The following is a 23,562-nucleotide window of genomic DNA, read 5'->3' on the forward strand; positions in this document are numbered from 1 at the left end:
CTCCATAAATGGAGAGCGGGGGTTTTTGTCGTTCTTTTTCAGACGTAAAACGTTCGAACGGTTGGAGCAGACGATCTTGTTGGATTAAAAGTCGAAGTTGTCGCTCATGCGTTCCATCAGGCGAATCAGGACGGCTGCCGCTTCGGCACGCGTCGCATTGCCTTTCGGATCGAGCACGCCGTTCGTTTTGCCGAGCAGGATGCCTTCTTCCAGCATCCGGCTGACCGGTTCTTCCGCCCACTTGCCGACTTTGCCGGAATCGCGGAACGCTTCCGTCAACGAGTAGTCGGGATCGTTCGCGAACACGTCCGGGTTCAGCCACAGCATGGCGTTCATGAGGATCTTGGCCATTTCTTCGCGTGTGACCGGTTCGTCGGGTTCGAAACTGCCGCCCTTGTACCCGTTCACGATGCCTTGTTCGTAAGCGCCCTGGATCGATTCCGTATACCAGCGGTTAGCCGGCGTATCGGCGAAGATCGGAGCGTTTTTGGATTGAATGCCCAGCAGGGTGGCGACCATCTTCGTGAACTGGGCACGGGATACGCCTTCGCGCGGAGCGAAGCTTCCGTCCGGGTTGCCGTCGATGACGCCAAGCGAGGCCAGGCGTTCGATCGCCGGCTGCGCCCAGTATCCGGAAATATCGTTGAACGTCCGCGGTGCGCGTACCGTCAGCGACACGATCCGGCCCGGAGCGTCGATCTCTTCTCCTTCGCCTTCCGTCTCCGGCGTGACCGGGTTCGTCTCCGGCGTAACCGGATTCGGAGTCGGTGCCGGAGGTGCGACAGGTCCGGCCGGATCGGCCGGCGTAAAGCCTCCGCCTCCGTCGCCTCCTCCTCCGCCCGTGCCCGGCTGCGGTTCGACGCGCGCCGCATAGGCGACCGCTGTCGGAGCGCTTTGCACCGTGCCGCGCGTCAGCGTCACTTGAACGTTTCCGCCCGCTTCGTCGAGCACGACCGGAATGGCAACACTCGTCGCGCCCGGTTGAACCTGGGCCCGGCCGATGACCGTCGTGCCGTTCTCGGCATAGACGGTGACGATGTCGCCCGGCTGCACGTTCGACACGATGACGCTGCTGCCTGCGCCGCCGTTATTGGTAACCGTAATGCCGACCGCGGCCGGAGCCGGAACGCTCGACGTTTCGGCGCCATAGTCGATGGTCGTTCTGGCGCTTTCGATACCGCCTCTCAGAATCGACACCTGCACGCTGCCTCCGCCCGGAATCAGCGTGACCGGAACCGTCCACGATGCCGGATCGGAACCGACCGTGATCCGGTCGAGAATCGTCGTGCCGTTGGCCGCGTAGACGATGATCGTGTCGCCGGCCTGAAGGCCGGTCAGCACGACGGCATCGGAGCTGCCCGTGTTGTTCGTAACCGTGATGCTGCCTGCCGCAGGTGCGGCAAGCGTCGTCGGTTCCGCCGTATAGGCCGGAGATGCCGGCAGGCTTTCCACGCCGCCGCGGGATACGGTCACATTCACCGTGCCGCTGTTTTCCGGCAGCGTGACCGGAATCGTCAGATCGCCCGACGTTTCCGCCGTGACGCGGGCCAATACGGTCGTGCCGTTGGCCGCGTAGACGGTAATCGTGTCGCCCGCCTGGACGCTGCGGATCGTAACGCTATCCTGCGCGCCGAGATTGTTGACGACCGTGACGTCGCCCGCCGAAGGAGCCGGCAGGTTGGACGGTTCGGCCGTATAGCCTTTTGGCGTTTTGGCGCTCTGGATCGTGCCGCGTGTCACGGCGACGCGAACATCGCCCGCTCCCGCGTTCAGCGTGACGCCGATCGTCAGCGTGCCCGCTTCGGTCGCGGTGCCTTGACCGATTACGGTGACGCCGTCCGCCGCGTACACCGTCACGATATCGCCGATCTCCATGCCGGAGACGATGACGGTATCGCTGCTGCCCGTATTGTTCGTGACCGTAATGGCGTTCGCCGGCGGAGCCGGTACGCTGCTAGGTTCGGCGGCATACTCTTTGGTCGTCTTCGCGCTCTGCACGGCGCCGCGCGTAATCGCAACCTGCACGAGGTCGGACGCCGCGTTCAGCGTCACGCTGATCGTGATCGGTCCGTTCTGCGTCGCCGTCTCCTGACCGAGAATCGTGATGCCGTTTGCCGCATAGACGGTGACGATATCGCCGTCCTGCACGTTCGGCACGACGACCGTGTCGCCGCTGCCCGTATTGTTCGTAACGACGATGCCGGCTTCCGGCGGTGCCGGAACGCTCGACGCTTCGGGCGTGTACCCGACCGTCGTCTTCTCGCTTTGGACCCCGCCGCGCGTAATCGCGACCTGGACTTCGTCCTCCGCGCCGCTCAGCGTCACGTTGACCGTAAGGTCGCCGTTTGCCGTCGCCGTTTCCTGACCGAGAATCGTCGTGCCGTTCGACGCATAGACGGTGACGACGTCGCCGACCTGCACGTTTTTCACAATAACGCTGTCGGTGCTGCCCGTGTCGTTGTCGACGGTGACGTCCGCCGCCGGAGGCGCCGGAACGTCCGAAGCTTCGGCCGCATAACCGACCGTCGCCCGGGCGCTCTGGACGCCGCCGCGCGTAATCGCGACGAGAACGTCGCCTGCCGACGTACCCAGCGTCACGTTGACCGTCATACTGCCGTTTGCCGGCGCCGTTTCCTGACCGAGAATCGTCGTGCCGTTCGAAGCGTAGACCGTGACGATATCGCCGGCCTGCACGTTCCGCACGACGACCGTATCGGCATTGCCCGCGTTGTTGTCCACGTCGATACTGCCCGCGGAAGGTGCCGGAACGCTGGACGCTTCGGCCGTGTACGGCGCCGTCGTCTTCGTGCTTTGCGCTTCGCCGCGCGTCAGGGCCACCTGCACTTCGCCCGACGCCGTGCCCAACGTCACGTCAATCGTGAGCGGGCCGTTTGCGGTCGCTTTTTCCTGACCGAGGATCGTCGTGCCGTCCGCCGCGTAGACCGTGACGAGGTCTCCGCTCAGCACGTTTTGCACGACGACGCGGTCATCGCTGCCCGCATTGTTCTCGACCGCGATATCCGCCGCCGGAGGAGCCGGAACGCTTGGCGCCGCGGCTGCCGTGTAATCGTACGGCGTTTTCGCGCTTTCGAGACCGTTTCTTACGATCGAGACCTGGACCTGTCCGGCCGTGTCCGCAAGCGCGACCGGAATCGCGAGAATGGCGGAGCCCGCCGTGCCCTGCCCGATCAGGTTCGTGCCGGTGAAATCGTAGACCAGCACCCGATCGCCCGGCGTAAGCTGGTCGACCGTTACCGTATCGTTCGTCGTGCCCGGAGCGTTGACGACCGCGATCGCCGCAGCGCCCGGAGCATCCGGAGTCTCGGCGGCATAAGCGACCGTGACCGGCGCGCTGGTATCGCCGCCTCTGTCGACGACGATCTGGAGCGTACCTCCTTCAGGCGAGAACACCACTTCGTCGACGGTCGCCGTTCCGTCGGAACCGGCCGGTTCCGACGTCTGGATGCCGCCTGCGCCGTCCGTGACCGTAATCGTGTCGCCTTCTTGCAGACCGTTCACGGTGACGGTGCCCGCCGCGGGATCGGTCGCAATCTGTGCGAGTGTCGGCGCTTCTACCGGACCGCTTGGAGCGGAACCGTAATTGACCGTCACCGGCGTGCTGCGCTGGCCGGCTCGCTCCAGCACCGCTTCGAACGTGCCGCCCGACGGATTGAGCGCCCCGTCAGGAATCGCGATATTCACGCTTCCTCCCGAAGTCACGGTGCCGCGGGCGATTTCGCCGCTGCCGCCGCTCAGGATGACCGTATCGCCGACGATCAGATCGTTGTCGGAGACGGCCGCCAGGCCCGAGCCGTAGACGGTAGTCGTCACGGTAAAGCTCGCCGGATCAAGGGCCGGAACGTTTTCCGCCGCGTAGTTTTTCGGCTGCGGCAGACTTTCCAGACCGTCCCGGGTAATCGTGACGTTCACCGTGCCGGTGCCCGCCGACAGCGTGACCGGAATATCGACGGAATTGGTGCCGGCTGTCGCCTGGCCGAGCAGCGTCGTGCCGTTCGCCGCGTAGACTCTGACGATATCGCCGGACTGCACGTCCTCAACGCGGACGCTGTCCGCCGTACCCGGATTGTTGACTGCCGAAATATCGGCTGCGTCCGGCGCGTCCGGTCTGACCGGGGTCGGCGGAGTCGGTTCCGCCGCATAGTTCACCGGTGCGGACAGGTCGCTTCGAACGCCGTCGCGTTCGATGGATACGCGAACCGTGCCGGCCGCTTCGCCGAGCGCGACGATTACGGTCGCGCTCGTGCCGGTCGACGTATGCTGCCCAAGCAGCGTCGTGCCGTCCGCCGCATAGACGCGGACGATGTCGCCGGATTGGACGTCTGCGACGACGACGCTATCCGCCGTCGTGCCGACGGCGTTCGTCACCTGAACGTCGCCGACTGCCGGAGCATCCGGCGCAGGTACGGCCGGAATCTCGGCCGCGTAGCCGATCTGTGCGGAGAGCGCGCTCTCCTGGCCGCTGCGCTCGATCGTGACCCGAACGGTGCCGGCCGGCGCGCCCAGCGCGACGGCGACGGTCGCGCTTGTGCCCGTCGAAGCATGCTGCCCGAGCAGCGTCGTGCCATTCGCCGCATAGACGCGGACGATGTCGCCGGATTGGACGCCCGTGACGACGACCGTATCGGAGATCGTGCCCGGGTCGTTCGTGACGGTAACGGTATTGGCAGCAGGCGCCTGAGGCGCCGCCGGTTCGGCCGCATAGGCGACCGCGCCGGACAGGGCGCTCAACTGGCCGCTGCGCTCGATGCTGACGCGAACTGTGCCCGCCGGCGCGCCCAGCGCGACGGGAACCGTCGTGCTCGTGCCCGTCGACGTATGCTGGCCGAGCAGCGTCGTGCCGTCCGCGGCATAGACGCGGACGATGTCGCCGGATTGAATACCGGCGACGACGACGTTATCGGACAGCGTGCCCACATTGTTCGTGGCCGTCACGCTGCCGACCGCCGGTGCGTCCGGAGCCGCCGGTTCGGCGGCGTAGTTCACCGCGGCCGACAGCGCGCTCTGCACGCCGCCGCGCTCGATGCTGACCCGCACGGTGCCGGCCGGCGCACTCAGCGCGACGGCGACGGTCGTGCTCGTGCCCGTCGAAGCATGCTGCCCGAGCAGCGTCGTGCCGTTCGCCGCGTAGACGCGGACGATGTCGCCGGACCGGATATCCGCGACGACGACCGTATCGGCCGAAGTGCCGACGTTGTTCGTCACCGTTACGCTGCCCGCAGCCGGAGCCGCCGGAGGTTCCGGCGTCGGCTCGGCGGTGTAAGGTACCGGCGTCGACAGCGGTCCTTCCGCGCCGCCGCGCTCGATCGTCACTCTCACGCTGCCGCCTCCCGGCGTCAGTTCCACCGGAATGGTGACGGTCGTGCCCGACGAAGTGAGCTGGCCGAGCAGGACCGAACCGTCTTCGTTATAGACGCGAACGAGGTCGAAAGCCTGCACGCCTTCCACGATCACGACCCGATCCGACGTCGTGCCGGCCGCGTTCGTCACCGTAATATTGCTTGCCGCAGGCGGCTCGGGCAGAGGTTCGGCGCCGTAAGTGACGGCAACCGACCTTGCGCTCTGCGCTCCGCCGCGTTCGATCGTAACCGTAACGGTGCCTCCCGCGCTCTGCAGCGCGGACGGGATCGTCACGCTTGATCCGGTCGCCGAAGCCTGACCGATCGCAACCGGTCCGCCGCCTTCGAAGACCCGGACAAGGTCGCCCGCCTGGACATTCGTCACGGTCACCGTGTCCGAAGCCTCGCCGGTCTCGTTCGTCACTTCAATGCTGGCTGCCGCAGGCGCCGCCGGCGCCTGGGCCGCTTCCGCCCCGTAAGCGACCGTCGTCCGCGTGCTTTCGAATCCGCCGCGCTCGACGGTCACTTCCACGCTTCCGCCGGAAGCGGTCAGCGCGACCGGAACGATCACTTCGGTACCGGAAGCGGTACGCTCCCCGAGCTCGGTGCCGCTTCCCACCGCGTATACTCTCACGATGTCGCCGGATTGAACGCCCAGCAGCGTGACGGTATCCGAAGCGGTTCCCGGCGCGTTGACGACCGAAATATCGGCCGCCGCCGGAGCCGGAGTCACTACCGGTTCCGCCGCGTAAGGCTTGAGCGTGCCGGCGCTTTGGACGCCGCCGCGCACGATGTTGATGCGCACGCTGCCCGCCGCAGCCGAGAGCTGCACCGGTACGACGGCGCTTGTGCCCGAAGCTGTCGCTTCGCCGAGCAGAACCGCGCCGTTCGGCGTGTACACGCGGACGCGGTCTCCGCCAAAGACGCCCGTCACGGTCACCGTGTCGCTGGACGTCCCCGCGGCATTGTTCACCGTGATGTCACCGGAAGCCGGTGCCGCGACCGAAGTCGCCTGCGCCGGATAGGCGACGGCAAGCGGTCCGCTGACGGAACCTTCGCGCAGCACGTTCAGCTTAAGCGTGCTCGCGTACGATTTCAATCTCAGCGTCCGCAGAACCGCGACGCCCGAATCGTTCGCGTCGGCCGTGCCGATGCTTGTGTCTTCGTCATCGAAGAATTCGACCACGTCTTCGGCTTCGAGGCCGGTAACGGTCACTTCGTCTTCGTCCGCAGGATCGGTCGAACGCAGAATCGATACCTGCGCCGCAGCCGGTACTTCCGGCTGATTCGGATCGTAAGCCGCGTACGTCTGAGGCGTCCGTGCGCTTTCGGCTCCGCCGCGCACGATCGAGACTTGAACGGTGCCTCCGCTGGCGTCCGCCAGATTGACGAGCACCGTCACGCTGCCGTCCGCCGCGGCGGTCGCGCGGCCAATTTCCGTACCGGCCGCATTGTAGACGACCACAACATCCCCGGTCTCGACGTTATCGACGACAACCGGATCGGTGCCGCCCTGATCGTTCGTGACCGTAATGTCCGCCGCAGCCGGCCCTTGAGCCGGTGCCGCGGCTTCGGCCGCGTAAGTCACGCCGGAAGCCTGGCCGGTCACGCCTCTGCGTTCCAGAGCCACCTGAACGGTGCCTCCTGTCGGCAGCAGCGTCACCGGAATAATGAACATTCCGTTGACGTAGGCGTCGCTTCTGCCCAATTCGTTCAGGCTCTCGTCATAGGCGACGTACACATCGCCGGCCTCGTAATCGCCTACCGCGACAGCAACCTCCACCGTATCCCGCGCTCCCGCGTTGTTCGTCGCGGTCACGTTGACCGCATCCACGGCCGGCACGGCTTCGGCTTCGACCGTAAAGGCGATGCCGACGCTTTCGATGCCGTCGCGTACGCGGATCAGCGTCAGCGTCTCGCCTTCCGGCGCAAATTCCACATTGAACACGGTCGGATTCGCCGTGTATGGCTGCGTCGTCAGCAGCACGCCGTTCGCCCGGTAGACGCGTACCGATTCGCCGGCATTCAGGCCGCTTACGCTCATCGCGTCGACGTCGCCGGTCGTATTCGTCGCCGAGACGGCATTCTGTTCGATCGGCTCGATCGTCTCCGCTTCATAAGTGACCGGAACGTAGGCGCTGAACAATCCGCCGCGTTCGATTCTGACCAGCAGGCTTCCGCCCGCCGGTGCGAGATTCCCTGGAATGCCGACCGTCACGATCGCTCCGTTCGACGGGCTGCTGCCGATCTCCGTGTACGAAGAATCGTAGACGTGAACGATCTCGCCCGCCGTCACTCCCGTAACGGTGACCGTATCGAGCAGGGCGCCCGTATTGGATACGTTCGAGACTGCAATCTCCGCCGCGGCCGGGGCCGGAACGACTTCCGCCGCATACGGCACGCCCGTAACCGGGCCGGTAATCGTGTTGCGCGTGATCGTCACCTGAACGATCCCGCCCGCGCTTCGCAGAGCGGCCGGAATTTGCACCGATGCCGCGCCGGCCGCGACCGTTCCCGTGCCGAGCAGATCGGCGCCTTCGTATACGTTGATGACGTCTCCCGGTTCAAGCCCGGACACCGTCACCGTATCGGCGGACGTTCCCGCCGCATTGACGACCGTAATGCCGGAAGCTTCCGGCGCCGGAACGACTTCGCCCCCGTACGACACCTGCGTACCGGTACTTTCCAGCCCGCTGCGCACGATCGTGACACGCACGACGCCGCCGCCCGGAACGAGCGTGACGTTAGCCGAGGCGGACGTTCCCGAGACGTCGGCTCTGCCGAGCTCCGTCGTTCCGTCCGCAGTGTAGACGCGAATCTGGTCGCCCGCATTCAACCCGCTGACCGCGACCGTATCGCCGCTGCCGGAATTGTTGCGGACCGCAATGGTCCCTGCCGCCGGAGGCGGCACGACTTCGGCGCTGTAGGACACGCGGGTCGTCGCGCTGGACAAGCCGCCCGTTCCGTCGGTGCTGTAGCGAATGATCGCCGCCGTGACATGGCCGCCGGCCGGAGCCAGAGCGATCAGGGCGGACGCTTCGCCGCCCTGCGCCGGAACGCGCTTGCGGTCGATTTCGACGTCGGCCGCGTTATAGCTGACGATTTCCGCGTAATCGTTAGGCGCAAGGCCCTGAACGGTCACGCGATCCGCGGCCGTGTCCGCGTTGTTCAAGACCGCGATTTGACCGACTTCCGGAGCCGGAACGGTCTCGGCGCTGTAATTCGCCGTCGTCGCGGCGCTGACGATCGTGTTGCGCGTAATCGTGACGGTCACGTACCCGCCGGCCGGAGCCAGCGGCAGCGCCGCCTGCGCGGACGTGCCGACGGCGCTCGCCGTTTGGGTCTCGATCAGCGCACTGCCGGCCGAGTAGCTGCGGACCGTGACGGAATCGCCGTTCGTCAAATTGTCCACTTTAACGGAGTCGCTGCCCGTGCCGGCCAGGTTCGCGACGGTGATGTCCGCGACCGCCGGAGCGTTGACGACTTCCGAAGGGTAATTGACGCGCGTCGCTTCGCTGGTCAGGCCGCCGCGCGTAATCGTGACGGCGATCGTGCCTCCGGCCGGAACGAGCGCCAGATTGACGACCGCGGACGCGCTGCCGGCAGCACCGCTTGCCGAGCCGGTCCCGATTTGGGACAACGTTCCGCCTTCGCTCACGCCGAAGATTTTGACCGTGTCGTTATCGTTGAGGTTCGAGATCGTGACCGTATCGGCATTGCCCGTATTGTTCGCCGGTACGATGCTGTCCATGCTCGGCGGCGTGACCGGTTCCGGGCCGTATGTGACGGCGATCGGAGCGCTTGCGCCGGAACTTGGCGGCGTGAAGACGAAGCTGAGCGTGCTTCCGCCCGGAATAAGCGTGACCGGAAGGCTCAAGATGCCGTTCGCGCCGACCGTGCCGGCGTTCAGGGCCGTGCCCGTGCCGTCGGCCTGCGGATAGACGGTCACTGCCGTGCCGGCCGTCATGCCCGTAAGCGTAAACGTATCGGAATCGCCTTCCGCGTTCACCACGGAGACGGAACCGGCAAAGTTCGGAATTTCGGCAGGGTACGTCACGGTCGTCGTCGTGCTCTCGACGCCGTTGCGCACGATGCTGACGCTGAGCGTGCCTCCGGCTCCGTTCAACGTCACGTTGGTCGAAGCCGTCATTCCCGCTGCCGGCACTTCCGCCGTTCTTGTGCCGTTTTGGTAAATGCGAATCGAATCGCCGGCCTGCAAAGCGCCGACCCGGACCGTATCCGCGGTCGGATTCGCGTTGTTCGTCACCGTAATCGTGGCGGGTGGCGGCGGAGCCACGTATTCCGCATTGTAGGTGACGGTCGTTTTGGCGCTTTCGATCGTGTTGCGCACGATGCTCACCCGAACGTTTCCGCCCGCGGGCGCAAGCGTCCGTCCGGTCAGCGAAGCCGAGTAGGCGCCGCCCGAACCGACGGCGGAAGCTTCGCCGATCAACGTCGTGCCGTCGGCTTCATAGACGCGAACCTTGTCGCCGGCCTGCAGGCCCGTGACCGCGATCGAATCGCTGCCGGCCGTATTGTTCGTGACGGTTACCGTATTGGGCGCGGGAGCCGCGACCGTCTCGGTGCTGTAAGCGGCCGCGGTGCGCGTGCTGACGACGCCGTGGCGCTGGATCGCCACGTAGACGGTGCCGCCTGCCGGCGTCAACGTAACCGCAGCCGAGGCGCTGGCGGAAGAACCGCCGGCGACGGCCGTCGCGCGGCCGAGTTCCGTCGTCGCGTCGGCCGAAGCGTAGACGAGAATTTCGTCTCCGGCTTCCAGGCCGCTGACGCTCACGCGGTCAGCGTCGCCGGAATTGTTGGTCGGCGTAATCTGCGACGTGAGCGGCGCATCGACTTTCTCCGGATCGTACAGCAGCGTAAGCTTCGGTCCTTCGATCGTGTTGCGCAAAATGTTGAGCGTCACGCTGCCGCCGTTCGGGAGCAGCGCCGCCGGAAGATCGATGCTTCCGTTACTTCCGACCGGAGGCGAAGTGATCGGGGTGCCGGTGCCGACCGCGAGCACGATACGGTCGCCTTCCTGCAGGCCCTTCACGGTCACGACGTCGCTGTCGTTTTTGTTGTTCGTGATCACGATATCGCTCGACAGCAGCGAGCGGACCGTCTCGGCCACGTACGCGACCGGAAGCGCCAGACTTTCCACGCCGTTGCGCAGCAGCACCAGATTGACGGTGCCGCCTCCCGGCGCCAGCGCTACGGTTCCCTGGGCAATGCCGCTCGAATTCGCCGTCAGCGAGTTCAGCAGCGTGCCGTCCGTCGCGTAGACGCGGACGATGTCGCCCGGCGTCAGGCCCGTGACCCGCACCTGGTCGGAATTGCCCGAACCGTTCGTGATCGACACGAGATTGGACGTCAGCGCGGCTACGACTTCCGGCAGGTAAGGCACGAGTGTGCGGACGCTTTCGACGTCGCTGCGTACCCGCGATACGTAGACGCTGCCGCCGAGCGGCGTCAGCGTCGTCGGTACGACGACCGAACTTTGGCCGGCCGCGACCGGGGAAGACGTCGCGAGCGGCGTCGTGCCCGTCAACGACGTATACAGGCGAACGGAATCGCCGGGATTCAGGTCGCTGACCGTCACGCTGTCGGCATTGCCGGACTGGTTGGACACATAGACCGAAGTCAGCAGCACCGGGGGCACGATTTCTTCCAGATAGACGACCGGCAGTCTAAGGCTTTCTACCCCGCCGCGCGTCTGGCTGATGCTGACGGTTCCGCCTGCCGGATTGAGCACGACCGGAACGGTCAGCGTTCCGTCCGACTGGGCGGTCAGCTGCGTCCGAAGCGAGGCGTCGGGATTGTAGATTTTGACGACGTCGCCGGCCTTGACGGCGCCGACCGTAACGGTATCGGCAGCGCCGGGATTGTTGACGACCTGGATGCCGCCGATCGACAGGCTCAAGGCGCCGATCGACAGCCCTGCCGTTTGCGTTTCGCTTGGCGTGGTGTTGATGACGGTGAGGGTAAGACCGTAGACCCGGACTTCGAAATTATAATTGCCGGATACGGGCATCGTTTTCTGTTTGAGCGAGAGCGTCGAAGTCGCTTGCAGAAGCGTGAGGCTCAGCCCGCTGATCCGTACCCGCTGGCCGCCATCCAAAATCTGCGAAGGGGTCAGATTCACGCCGTTGATCTGGTCCGACGTGGTCGCTTTGAGGCCCGTCGGAAGATGGAAATCGACGGCGCCCACATTCAGGTTCAATACCGCGCTGTTCGTATACGCCAGATTGATATCGGTCGTATCGCCGGCTACGGCGTTGGGCACCGAAGTCGTGACGTTAAGCGTCCCTGCCGCCAAAGCGCGTCCCGGCCCCACCGGGAACATGGCGATGACCATGACGACGGCCAGCAGTCCGCTGATCCAAGATCTCCAAGTCCTTTGCTGTATCCCTTTTTCCATTTGCGCATCCGCACCCTCTCTGTTTCTGTCTCTGTTGTTGCGACTCAACGACGGCAAGCTTTGGGCAGTCCGGCGGATCGATGCCTTTTCCCAAATAAAAATCTCTTTGGAACTTTTATACATCATTCCACTTTAATTTTCCATATCAAGTTAGAGAAAGGGGAATTTTTGACTAGTCTGTTCGAAAAACCGACAAAAAAAGAACCTTCCAAAGTAGGAAGGTTCTTTTGTTTCACGCCGTATGGATCAGGGTAGTAGTACGATCGTCGGCGGATCAGCCGATGCCCCGGTTGAACACTCTCGCGATCGCCTGGGCCCGATCGCTTACACTCATCTTGTTGAAAATGTTCGTCAAATGGTTTTTGACCGTATGCTCGCTAATAAACAGCTTGGCGGCGATGTCTTTGTTGCTCGACGCGCGCACGACGAGCTCCAGCACTTCTTTTTCCCGCTTGGACAGCCCGAATTCCTTGACGATCGCGTCGATGCCGCGTTCTTCGGCTTCGGCGGGATTGAAAGCGGCCGTCGAACCGTCCGACAGCACGACTTCGCTCTGCACCGTATGCCGAACCGCCATGAACTTGCGGAAATGGTTGAACAGTTCCGGCGAGACGCCCGTCAGATGCAGGCGGCCCGCCGTTTCTTCGTCGAGCGCCGCGAAGTACAGCGCGGTGCGCAGCAGTTGGGCCAGCCGGGAATAGGAAAAATTTCCCGTTTGGCCTTCCGAGTCGACCATGGCGCGATATTCTTTGAGCACCGCCAGCTCGTCGGGGAACGCTTCGCCCAATTCGCGCCGCGCGGCATCGTCCAGCACCGACAGCATGCTTGTCCGCTGCAGGAAAGTCGCTTCCTCGGGCTTGATGCCGCCGTAGCGGGCGTACTCGTCGACCAGTCTCAGCGACAGGTCGGACACTTTGCCCTGATCGCTTTCGCCAAGCTTGGCCGAAGCGTGCATCAGGCGCAGGAAGCGTTCGTTCTGCAGGCCGAGCTGCCGCTGGTCATGCACCGACTGCAGGATGATGCTGCCCATCGTGGCAAGCGCCAGCAGCACTTCGCGGCATTCTTCCGCTTCCTGCTCGCTGCCGAGCGAGACGGCCAGAACGCCGCGCGTCTTGCCCGCGTACACGATCGGGTATTCGATCATGAGCTGGCCTTCTTCGGTCTGCGACAGTTCGAAGCCCGGCGAATGCGCCGGATTTTCGCGCAGGATGCGCTTGGCGACGTCGCGCGCGTACTGCTCGGCGAAATCGTTGGCGATGCCGCGGGAGACGATCTGCACTTTTTGCCCGTTGGAGCTTTCGTGCACGATGATCGCCGACGAAGGATTCCAGACGAGGCTGAGGCTCATGTCGACGAGCATGAACATGATCCGCTGCGTGTTCTGGGCGGAGATCATGAAGCGGGTCACTTCCATCAGCGGACGCAGGCGCTGGATCTGGCGTTCCATGCGCGCTTCGATCGTGCCGCTGGCGATATATTCGCCGACGAGCGCAATCAGGATGTCTTCGAATTCGCGCAGCAGCGAATCGACCTGCACCTTGTTCTTGTCCACGATGAACAGAATGCCGAGCTGCTCGCCGCCCACGCGGACGGGAAAGCAGCGCAGCCCGTAAAATTCGGCGCCCAGCCGCTGCTTGAGAAAGAACGAGCGCGGGTCCCGCTGGATATCGGTCCACTGCATCGGACTGTCGCTCAGCGCGGCCTGCCCGAGAAAGCCTTCGCCTTCGCGGAACTCGGCGTCCTGCAGCGCGGCCGTGCCTTCGCCCGCGATCCGGTTGATCCGGTATTCGCCGGGACCGATCTTCTCGGCGTAGCCCATCACACCGGATGCGCCGCTGACTTCCATAAACTGTTCGAACGTCTGGCTGACCGATGCACGGTCCCGCCGCGCCACGGACAGCACGCCGCGCAGTTCGGCGAGGCGATCCCGCACGTACGTCTCGCGGTAAGCGGAGCGCAGGATGCGTTCGGCCGTCTCCGCCAGCTTCCCGATCTTCTCGCGCCAGATGTCGGCTTCTTCGCTCGACAGCTCTTCCGCTTCCAGCACGAGATCGAGCAGCAGCTTGCGCCCTTCGTCGTACAGGCCGCTGCGGGTCACTTCTTCTTCCAGCATCGCTTTGGTGCCCGACTGGATCAGCACCCCGGCCACGACGTAGTGCACGGCGTCTCCGGCCGGCGACCGGAAAGGCGCGATGATGAACTTCACGCCCGGCAGCCACAGGTCGCACAGCGCGGGCTTGGTCAGCCCCGCGTAATGGCGGACTTCCTGCCAGAAGCGTTCGCGCGTTTCCCCGTCCGATTCGACCAACTTTTTGAAGAAGGGATGGTAAGAGGAAGGCTTGACGAGCGGCCGCCCTTCCCCGTCCACGATCAAAATGGAAAGATTCGTAAATTCGGCATAGGTATGTTGGATTTCTTCGACGGTTTTCCTGACGTCCATTGCCCAGCTTTTCTCGATCATATTAATGGATCTCCACTTCATTTTGAGTATAAGGGGTTTTGTACGAATAGATAGCCATGTTCCCTTCACCTCTTTTGTCCAGGATGGAGATTGCGGCCAAGCGGTTTAGTACGACTTCCAGCGGCTCAACGCCGCGTCCGAGTTTTTTGGCGAGCCCCCTTGCGGTTTCATAGGCGTAAGGGTTGTTTTCAAAAAACACGGTGCACTCCATCTGCAGTTTCAACAACTCCTGATCCGAAATCGTCATCTTTCTCATGTGCCCCCTATATCAGCCTAACATACGGTCTGTCCCTGATATTATCGACGATATGGGGAGCCGACATGCGGCCGCCCGGGGATTTCGTGATCTGGAGATACTGATAGCTTCCGTCTACCCAGGTGCGGATGACCCCGTTCGAAGCCCGTTCGAGGAAGGAAGACGTCTCCAATCCGATTTCCGTAAAATTGCTCTGGCAGAGAACCGTAATGCCGGCCGCCCTGCAGCGGGCCATCTCGTCGGCGAAATTCCGTTTGACAAATTCGCGTCCCCGCTCGGAAATGATCGTGTTGAGGTCATAGTGGATAAACCAGCGTTTGCCCAGCACCATCGATTCGCGGAAATACGGATTGATCGCTTCATACACTTTTTTCTGGTATTCCTCGTTTGAGAGACGGTCGACGTACACGATCCGGTTCTCGTACTCGGGCGCGACTTTACGGTGATAATGATCGATGAAAAAGACCCGTTCTTCCAGCGCCGCTTCCTTCAGCGATACCCCGAACAGTTCCAGCGTCTGCTCCAGCGTCTCGACCGAACTCAGCCCCGACAGCATGAACAGCACGCAGTCCCCTTGTCTCAACCGTTCCGCATGGATCGAATTCATCAGGTACTTGTAGTTGGCTTTGCTGTTGCTGTCGAACATGAATGCGCTTCCCTGCGGGATTCCGCCCATCATCAGCTCGTCCAGCGACTCGATGCCCGTACTCAGCCGGTCCACGCCGTCGTTCAGAATCTTGTCTTCGACCATCGACAGCGCGGGCAGGATGCGAATGCCGTCTTTCAAAAAGCGGTAATGGTGTTCGCCTTCCACGATGCACGTGCCGCGCATCTTGAGGATTTCGATCGTGCGCTTGCGGTATTTTTCGAGATGTTCCCTCAGCGACAGGCGGATGATGCCGTCGCACACGTAGTTTTCGAAAGGCGTCGAGCGTCCTTCCGTCTCTCCGTATTCTCTCAGGAAAAAAGCGGTGAGGTCGAACTTGCGCATAATGTTGCGGATGGAATAGATCTGGTCGCGTCCGTCGGTCTGGTCGCCGCCCAGTTTGCGGAACAGGCTGATGCTGTCGATCACGACGCGCTTGCAGTCGATCTCGCGGATAAGCTGTTCGAACAGCCCGTCCGTGCGCATCATCTGGTCGAGCAGTACGTCCGGTTCCAGACAGATGATCCGCAGCTTGTTCTGTCTCTCAAGCTCTCTCAGATCCCAGCCGAACCCCGACATGTCGCGGTAAATTTGCTCCGGAAGTTCTTCGAACGTAATATAAATGCCGGACTCTCCGTACTGCCTGGCTCCCTCCAGCAAAAACTGAATCCCGAGCGTCGTCTTGCCCGTGCCCGGATTGCCTTCGAGAATGATGGTGGTCCCCCTTGGAACACCGCCTCCAAGCAGTTCGTCAAGCCCCGGAACCCCTGTGTATACGATATCCTGAATTAGTCCCGTCTCTTGCATAAGTTCCGTCGCCCCCTCTTGAATCGATGTGTGCATTACGCCCGATTCGTTATATTGGGAATAGGAAATTCCTCTTATCTTGATCTTACCCGATAACAATAAAGTTTGAAATAGCTTTTCCATTTTTTCCATAGTGCTGTAAATCTCGTTTCACGTCCGCCGCAAAAGGGTAGCCGGCAAGCGCCGGAGGTGTTCGGGACGGCGCCGGCGCTCAAAGCGCCGGATCAAGCATCCGACCAGGCGTCCGATTACCGGTATTCTTCGTACGCGGTGAACCGGGGCGCTCCGGCCTGCAGCACGCCGTTGGCGTACGTGTACACAAGCTTGAGATCGCCGATGAATTCGGAAGACCCGACCTGCACGCCCGCCGTCGCGGTCAGACGCCCGTCCTCGACCGCGTAGCGCACGACCCCGCCGAAAGTCGGCGCCGCCCCCGGATTGCCGCGATCCGTCAGCAGCCGCTGCGCCGCGATGGCGGTGAACTGCCCGCCCGTCTCGACGAAGACGCTCCCGTCCGCACGGAAGCCCGCCCGGGTCTGCTTGCGCATCGACACGAGGGCGTCTTCGAGCGCAACCGGCTCAAGCTCAGCCGTATAGACGAACGCTTCGTTGACGTACAACCCGGTCCCGTAGCCCTGCGTCAGCAGGATGACGATGTCCGCAGCCGGGCCTCCCGTAAGCGGAGCCGAAGCGAATTCCGGCGGATACGGGCTGTCCGGCCCGAGCGTCTTGCCCGGCACGCCGACGACGCGATCGCCGCTGCGCAGCATCAGGTCGTCCCACATGCCGTTCAAGGCGGCCGTGCCGGTCACCGCCAGCTTGCCGTCCGCGGACTTCGCGATCTCGCCTGTCCGGCTGTCGACGTTGAGCACGCGCTGCACGGAATCGTAGTCCATGTCCTGGTCGAACAGTTCTCCGGCGAGGCTGAGCGGGATCATGACCTGTCCTTCGACGAATCTCGGGGAAGCTTCGGTCACGACTTCGGTCCCGTTTCGGTACACTTTGATGGAAGCGGCGGCGGACGCGGTCAGCGCCGCAGCCGCGACGGACAGGCAGACCAGGACAGAGACGGCAAGGCGGCGTGTTCTTTTCATAATTGGAGGTCCTCATTTCGTTCCCGAAGGATATATGGAGTGGAAGGCGCTGTTCGCGAAGCACCGAGAATGTTCAAGAGTTCACATAGCGGGTCAGGTTCAAGCGACGGGGATGCCCGTGCGCGGAGTCGGTGTCATCGATCGTTGTTGTCAATCGGGAAAAACCCTGCTCTTCTAGCTTAAGACATCCTGAGGATATTTCCAGAAAAAAAGTTGTAACCTTATATTACGGTTCGATGACAAAAGCCCCTTTCCTCCCGGAAAGGGGCAAAAAGAGGTCCAAATTCCTACTTCGCAGGCGTCGTCTTCCAAAAAGTCCGTCCGAACACAAATCCCGCCGCTCCGAGCAGCAGAATCGACAGTCCGGCCGCCGCGAATACGGGGCCCGGTCCGAACCGCTGCACCAACAGCCCGCCAAGCGGCGGAGCCGCGAGCATGACCGCGCTCAGCAGCGTGCCCTGGATGCCGAAGACGCGGCCGGTCATATTAGCCGGCGTCTGGGTCTGAAGCGCATGGTTGAACGTGACCATGAACAGCCCGTTGCCCGCTCCGAGCAGCAGCCCGAGGCCGAGCAGCGCGGCGGTCGAAGCGCCGGTCGGCAGCAGGCCGAGCAGCAGGATCGACAGTCCGATCAGGACATAGCTCCCGCCGAGCTTGAGCCCGTACCCGCTGCGCCGCAGCGGCCCGAAGCGCATATTGGCCGCGGCCGCAGCGGCCGCCGACACGCCGGAAGCGGCCAGCAGCCAGCCGATCGCCGTCTCGCGGTCCGGCGCGATCGCGCGAAACAGGCTGATGAACTGGAAGTCGATCATCTGCACGACGAGCATGCCGCACAGCGCGAACGCCATCGCGCGCAGCAGCGGCGGAGTGCGGCGGATCAACGCCCAGCCTTCCCGCCATTCGCGGCGGAAGTTCGAGCCGCCTTTGCCCTTCGCCTGCCCGGCAGGTTCCGGACCTCGATCGGCCTCCCGGGGAACGGTCTTCAAAATGCCGTACGACAGCAGCCGCGCGCCGGCATTGATCAGCATGCACGCCTGCGGCGACAGCAGCGCGAGCACGGCCGCCCCGGCAAGCGGCCCGGCGATCCGCGACAGTTGGCTGGCCAGGCCGTTGAGCGAGGACGCGTCGATCAGACGCTCCTCGTCGACGACGCGGCGGGTCAGCGCCTGCTGCGCCGGCACGTTGAATACGCCGAGCGCGGCCCGCAGCGCCAGCAGCGGAAACAGCCCGTACAGGTTCGGAACGAACAAAATGCCCAGCGTGGCCAGCGCCGTGAGCACGTCGCACAGGCGCATCAGCGCGAGCCGGTTCCAGCGGTCGGCGGCCGTTCCCGCTGCCGTGCCGAGCAGCATGCCCGGCAGCGCCATACAGACGGGCACCAGCGCGATCTCCAGCGGGCTCGCCTGCCAGCGGTAGCCGATCAGTACCTGGATCGCGATCACGTCGAACCAGTCGCCGAATACGGAAATGCCGTACGCCGCGAACATCCGGCCAAAGACCGGATGCCGGAGCAGCGAAGACCGGCGGGCGCCCGCGGCCTCGCTGTTTGCCTTGCGACCGCTTTCCGCGCCTCTTGCCGGGACCGGGCGGCCCTGTCTTGCTTCTTGCCTCTTCTTGTTCTCCATTCCTCGTTCTTCCTCTCCCGGCGATTCCGAAGAACCGCCTCCGTCGTTAAGCACGGATTCAGTCTAGCCGGGAAATGTCAGAGGTTTATCAGAGGGACTCTTCCAGCCGGTCCAAATAATCGAGAATGCGTTCGCCGAGCCGGTCCTGCCATTCGTCCAGACCGAACTTCGCGTATTCCGCCTGCAGCTGCTTCGCGTAGCGGCGCCCGGCGTCCCCGCCTGGCGCATGCCGGTCCAGCACGCCGACCAGCCTGCGCAGCGCGAGCAGCCGATGCGGCACGAAGCCCGACCGCGCAAGCGTGTCCAGCCCTTCGCGGATCAGCGCCTCGCCTGCCGCGGCGCTGCCCGCAAGCAGCAGCCGGGCTCCTTCGAGCAGCCGGTAGCCGGCCAGCTCGCGCAAATAAGGCTCGCGTTCGAGCAGCCGGGCCGCTTCCGCAGACTGCCGCTCCGCAAGGGCCGGATCGCCCTGCATCAGCCGGACGTACAACGCGCTGATCTCGATCGGGACGACGAATCCGTCCAGAGCCTGTTCCCGCGACACGCGGCGGGCGGTATCCAGCGTGGACAGCGCTTCGCCGATCCGTCCTTCCTCCGCGTACAGGTCGGCGATGTTCAGAATCTCCATCTCCCGGTGCCCTTCGGGCGGCAGGGCGCGCAGCCGAAGCGCGCGTTCGCATACGGCCGACTTGGGCTCCGGCGTATCGACGACCAGATAGAACAGCAGCAGCCAATAGATCCGCTCGCGGATCGGCGCAGCTTCGTGCGTCACGAACCAGCGCAGGTCCCCTTCGACGAAATGCACGTACAAGGCGTAGAACGCGTCCAGCTCGAAGCCGAGCGATTCCCGCTGCGCCGCCAACGCGAGCAGCGCCCGGCCCTGTCCCAGACGGTGATACCGCGCGAAGATGCCGTTCATCGCTTCCTGCACCGCCGGATCGCGCAGCGACAGTGCGTCGGCGCCTACAGGCGACGGACTCAGCGCCAGGCTGTACCCGATGCCGCGAATCGTCTCGATCGACGGCCCGCCCGCCGCTTTGAGCTTTTTGCGCAGCCGGTAGACGTGATCGTCCACCGTGCGGTCGACCGGGTATTCGCCCGGCCAGACCCGGTCCAGCAGTTGGTCGCGGCTGAACACCCGGTTGACGTTGTCGTGCAAAAAGCGCAGCAGCGCATACTCTTTGGCCAGCAGCTTCATGTCCCTTCCGCCGCATGCGGCTTCCATCCGCTCGTCGTCAAAACTAATCACCGCCACATCCGTGCCTCCTTCCGGCTCCGGCCCGCTATGCCGCGTCCTCCGTACGGAGACGCGCGGGCCTCGCCTTTTTTCCCATGCCGCCATTATACGCCATGCCCCGCCGATCCATCCATGCCGGACTGATCTTGCGCCGGGCCCTTTTTTGATACGCAAAAAGCGCCCGGCCCGCCTTCGCAGGCGAAACCGGACGCTTGAAGCCGGACATTAACGACATTTCGGAGAAGCTTATTTGACCGCGCCCTGCGTAACGCCGTTGATGATCCACTTCTGAGCGAACAGATAGATGACGATCATCGGCAGCATCGCCAGCAGGTACGACGCGAACGCCAGGTTGAACTCCGTGTTGAACTGTCCCTGGAACACGTACTGCACGAGCGGCAGCGTGTACTGGTTCTGATCGCTCAAGATGACGAGCGGCAGCAGGAAGTCGTTGTACGTCGACAGGCAGATCAGGATGCCCACCGTCGCGTTGATCGGCGCCATCAGCGGGAAGATGATACGGACGAACGTCCCGAACGTCCCCGTGCCGTCGACCGTCGCCGCTTCTTCCAGATCGATCGGAATCGAGCGGATGTAGCCGACGTAGATGAACACGTTGAAGGCGAGTCCGTACACCGTGTGCAGGATGATCAGGCCGAGCAGGTTCGTCATCCCGAACGATGCCGTCAGTTTGACGATCGGCAGCATGATAATCGGGAACGGGATGAACATGGCGCTGATAAAGTAGAAATACAGTCCTTTGAAAAACTTGCTCTTGCCCATGTTCCGCGCGACCGCGTAGGCGACGAGCGAGTTGCTCAGGATGGTCAGGACAACGGTCGAGATCGTGACGATCGCGCTGTTGCCGAGTGCCTGGAAAAAGTTCGTCATTTCGATCGCTTTGGCGAAGTTTTCAAAGCGCAGATTGGTCGGCAGGCCGAAAATGGAATTCAGCATGTCCGTCTGGTTTTTGAGCGCGATGGTGACGGCCATGTACAGCGGGAACAAGATGAAGATCGTCCCGAGCGCAATCAGGATCATGGCGATCCAGTTGGTCCGTTTGCGGGTTTTCATTACATATCCGTCTCCCTTCTCTGCAAGTATCGGATCTGCACGATCGAGATGACCGCAATCACGATAAAGTAGATGACCGAGTTCGCCGACTGATACGCGAATTCGCCGCCTTCGAAGCCACCCGTGTAGATCAGGTGCGAGATCGACTGCGTGGCGCGGCCCGGCCCGCCGTTCGTCAGCGCGACGATCAGGTCGAATACCATCAGCGCATTCTTCATCGCCAGGACCATATTAATGGTGAAAAAAGGAGCGATGAGCGGGAACGTAATTTTCCAAAACTCCTGCCATTTGTTGGCGCCGTCGAGACCGGAAGCTTCGTACAGCTGCGTCGGAATCGTCTGCAGGCCGGACAGGTACAAGATCGTGTTCAGCGCGATGCCCTGCCAGATCGCGACGAACGCGACGCCGATCCAGGCGAGCGTCTGGCTGCCGAGCAGGTTCGTGGACAGCGCCCCGATGCCGAGGTTCTCGCCCCAGACGGTGAACACGTTGGAGAACAGGTAGTTGAATATGTAGCCGACGATCAGGACGCTCAGGATGTTCGGCAGGAAGTACACGCCGCGGAAAAAGTTCCGTGCTTTGATGCTGGCGTTCAGCCCCATCGCGATCAGCAGGCTGAGCACGTTGATCACGATCGTGACGAGAATCGCGAACTTGAACGTGAACCAGTAGGCGTTGCCGACGTTGTCGTCCTGGAACAGATAATAGTAGTTCTTGAAGCCGACGAAGTCGTACGTTTTGGCGAAACCGTTCCAGTTCGTGAAGGAGTAGAATACCCCCTGCAGGGCCGGGAACGTATGGAATACGAAAAACAGCAGCAAAGCCGGGACGGTCATCCAGTAAAAGGCGGCTTTTCTTTTTGCCATAGGGTCCTCCTTTCTCGACGCTTGAGCGGTGTGGGGGCTCGGGAGGCGCTTCGGGTGCTTGGGAGGCGCTCCGGTGCTCGGGAGGCGCTCCGGGCGGGGAATCCCTTCAATCGCTGTTTCGGTCCGATTTTTGGATTGAACTTTTGCAAGGTGAAAATCGGACCTCAAAGGCGACCGCTTCGCTTTTCCGGGATTTCCCCGCCCTCCGCTCACGCTCGCGCGTCGAGTTGTTTTTTTAGGGTAGGGGGCAGGCAGCCTTGTATCCAGGCCGCCTGGGTGGAGCGGGCCGAGCAGATCAGGGACGGCAGATCAATAGCGGGTCAAAAGAGCCGCCGGATCAAAAGGTCAGGATCTGCGGTTGGCGACTTTGGTCCATTCGCTGTCGAGGCGCTTCAGGAAAGCGTCGACGTCGCCGCGCTGAAGGAATTCCTGCACGAGCGAGTTGAGCTGTACGGCGGCCGGGATGTAATGGTCGGCAAAGTCGACGAGGCGGCCGGAGTCGAAATAAGGCTGAAGCTCGGCCACGGCCGGATCGTTCTGGTCGATGCCTTCGACGGCGGAAAAGGCGGTCTGTTCCTTGATGTACTGCGAAATGTTCTCGTCCGCGATCAGGAATTCGATAAATTTCATCGATTCTTCGCGGTGGTCGGTGCTTTCGGCGACGGCCAGCAGCGTATCGACGCCGGAGACGAGATTGTTGCTTTCGGCGTCGTCGCCGGTCGGAGTCGCGAAGAAGCCGAGGTCGATATCGGCGTTGGCTTTGCGGATCTCCGGGATCGCCCAGCTGCCCTGAATATACATCGCGGCTTCGCCGTTGGCGAAAGCGCGGTTGCCGTCGGCGTACGTGCGGCCGAAGTTGTCGTTCGTGCCGTAAGGCAGCACGGCGAGCGCTTTCTCGGCGACTTCGCGCATGACGGGATCCGCGAACGTCACTTTGTCGTCGCGCCGTTCCAGGAAAAAGTCGATGCCGGCGATGTTCGGGGCCAGCGCGTTGAACAGCAGATTGGTCGTCCAGTCGTCTTTGTACGTGAGATAGAACGGCGTGATGCCCGCGTCCTGAATCTTCTGCGCGGTGTCCATGAACTCGTCCCACGTCTTCGGCACGTCCAGATTCAGCTCTTCGAAAATTTTGCGGTTGTACATAATCCCGTCGGCATTGGCCGCGTAGGGAATGCCGGTAATCGCTTCCTCGCCGGTCAGATCGTTCAGCATCTGCATATAGCGGGGATTAATCCGGTCCAGAAAAGGCTCTCCGGCCAGATCGGCGAAAATCTCGCTTTGTCCGAGGACGGAGTACGTGTCCGTCGCGCCCATCCCGATGACGTCCGGCACGTCGTTTTTGACGACCCGCGTCATGAGCACCGTCTCGGCGTCCGGCGGATTGGTCTGCGTGACGACGATGTCCGGATTCTCCTCGTTGAACTTCGCGATCAGCTTGTCGAACGAACCTTTGGCTTCCGGCTTGTTTTGGAAAAACTCGATATGTACTTTCCCGTCAGCCGATTGGCCGTTTCCGCAGGCCGTCAGCATGAGCAGCACGCCCGACAAGCACGCCGCTCCCAGCAGTCTGCTCCATTTTGCCATATGATGCGCCTCCTTACAGTGTGATTTATGACAGTCTGATTTCTATTGTTTGGGGCGACGGCGGCGGCTTGACCGATCGCTCTGCGCGCCTGCTCGATCGCATGTCCGCGCCTTGCGAATTGATTCAATCGCAGCTTGCC

10 protein-coding genes are annotated in these 23,562 nt (G+C 62.9%); all 10 read right to left on the reverse strand.

The features are described from left to right. Positions 1-84 precede the first annotated feature (84 nt). The 10 genes from FFV09_RS08975 to FFV09_RS09020 all read right to left on the reverse strand — a co-directional run bounded on the left by FFV09_RS08975 (position 85) and on the right by FFV09_RS09020 (position 23,422). Complete coding sequence (locus FFV09_RS08975) at positions 85-11,775, reverse strand: S-layer homology domain-containing protein (RefSeq protein WP_141447518.1); 11,691 nt, start codon at positions 11,773-11,775, stop codon at positions 85-87. Positions 11,776-12,049: 274 nt separating this feature from the next. After that, positions 12,050-14,236, reverse strand: coding sequence for a LuxR C-terminal-related transcriptional regulator (locus FFV09_RS24325; RefSeq protein WP_281288484.1), 2,187 nt, complete (start codon positions 14,234-14,236; stop codon positions 12,050-12,052). 1 nt (position 14,237) lies between these two features. Next, complete coding sequence (locus FFV09_RS08985) at positions 14,238-14,483, reverse strand: hypothetical protein (RefSeq protein WP_141447520.1); 246 nt, start codon at positions 14,481-14,483, stop codon at positions 14,238-14,240. Positions 14,484-14,499: 16 nt separating this feature from the next. Then, positions 14,500-15,945 carry an ATPase domain-containing protein gene (locus tag FFV09_RS08990; RefSeq protein WP_141447521.1) on the reverse strand — a complete coding sequence of 482 codons (1,446 nt, stop codon included), beginning with the start codon at positions 15,943-15,945 and terminating at the stop codon, positions 14,500-14,502. Between the two features lie 248 nt (positions 15,946-16,193). Continuing rightward, positions 16,194-17,039, reverse strand: a complete 846-nt coding sequence (locus tag FFV09_RS08995) for a hypothetical protein (RefSeq protein WP_141447522.1) — start codon at positions 17,037-17,039, stop codon at positions 16,194-16,196. A 287-nt stretch (positions 17,040-17,326) separates the two neighbouring features. Further along, positions 17,327-18,664 carry an MFS transporter gene (locus tag FFV09_RS09000; RefSeq protein WP_141447523.1) on the reverse strand — a complete coding sequence of 446 codons (1,338 nt, stop codon included), beginning with the start codon at positions 18,662-18,664 and terminating at the stop codon, positions 17,327-17,329. A gap of 88 nt (positions 18,665-18,752) precedes the next feature. Further along, on the reverse strand, positions 18,753-19,916 hold the full coding sequence (locus FFV09_RS09005; RefSeq protein ID WP_170314976.1) for a winged helix-turn-helix domain-containing protein: 1,164 nt from the start codon (positions 19,914-19,916) through the stop codon (positions 18,753-18,755). 228 nt (positions 19,917-20,144) lie between these two features. Then, the gene (locus tag FFV09_RS09010) at positions 20,145-20,972 is read right to left on the reverse strand and encodes a carbohydrate ABC transporter permease (protein WP_141447525.1); all 828 of its coding nucleotides are present in this window, start codon (positions 20,970-20,972) and stop codon (positions 20,145-20,147) included. After that, positions 20,972-21,838 carry a carbohydrate ABC transporter permease gene (locus FFV09_RS09015; protein ID WP_141447526.1) on the reverse strand — a complete coding sequence of 289 codons (867 nt, stop codon included), beginning with the start codon at positions 21,836-21,838 and terminating at the stop codon, positions 20,972-20,974. The genes FFV09_RS09010 and FFV09_RS09015 overlap by 1 nt, the downstream gene beginning before the upstream one ends. 345 nt (positions 21,839-22,183) lie before the next feature. Further along, positions 22,184-23,422: an ABC transporter substrate-binding protein gene (locus FFV09_RS09020; protein WP_141447527.1), complete on the reverse strand. Its 1,239-nt coding sequence runs from the start codon at positions 23,420-23,422 to the stop codon at positions 22,184-22,186. Positions 23,423-23,562 lie beyond the last annotated feature (140 nt).

Source organism: Saccharibacillus brassicae (genome assembly GCF_006542275.1).
GTDB classification, from domain to species: Bacteria; Bacillota; Bacilli; order Paenibacillales; family Paenibacillaceae; genus Saccharibacillus; species Saccharibacillus brassicae.

What these genes read in the sequence shown, in the direction of transcription:
- FFV09_RS09015 (WP_141447526.1), bottom strand. Translation starts at nt 21,838, where the DNA reads ATGGCAAAAAGAAAAGCCGCCTTTTACTGGATGACCGTCCCGGCTTTG.
- FFV09_RS08995 (WP_141447522.1), bottom strand. Translation starts at nt 17,039, where the DNA reads ATGAAAAGAACACGCCGCCTTGCCGTCTCTGTCCTGGTCTGCCTGTCC.
- FFV09_RS08975 (WP_141447518.1), bottom strand. Translation starts at nt 11,775, where the DNA reads ATGGAAAAAGGGATACAGCAAAGGACTTGGAGATCTTGGATCAGCGGA.
- FFV09_RS08985 (WP_141447520.1), bottom strand. Translation starts at nt 14,483, where the DNA reads ATGACGATTTCGGATCAGGAGTTGTTGAAACTGCAGATGGAGTGCACC.
- FFV09_RS24325 (WP_281288484.1), bottom strand. Translation starts at nt 14,236, where the DNA reads ATGATCGAGAAAAGCTGGGCAATGGACGTCAGGAAAACCGTCGAAGAA.
- FFV09_RS08990 (WP_141447521.1), bottom strand. Translation starts at nt 15,945, where the DNA reads ATGCAAGAGACGGGACTAATTCAGGATATCGTATACACAGGGGTTCCG.
- FFV09_RS09000 (WP_141447523.1), bottom strand. Translation starts at nt 18,664, where the DNA reads ATGGAGAACAAGAAGAGGCAAGAAGCAAGACAGGGCCGCCCGGTCCCG.
- FFV09_RS09020 (WP_141447527.1), bottom strand. Translation starts at nt 23,422, where the DNA reads ATGGCAAAATGGAGCAGACTGCTGGGAGCGGCGTGCTTGTCGGGCGTG.
- FFV09_RS09010 (WP_141447525.1), bottom strand. Translation starts at nt 20,972, where the DNA reads ATGAAAACCCGCAAACGGACCAACTGGATCGCCATGATCCTGATTGCG.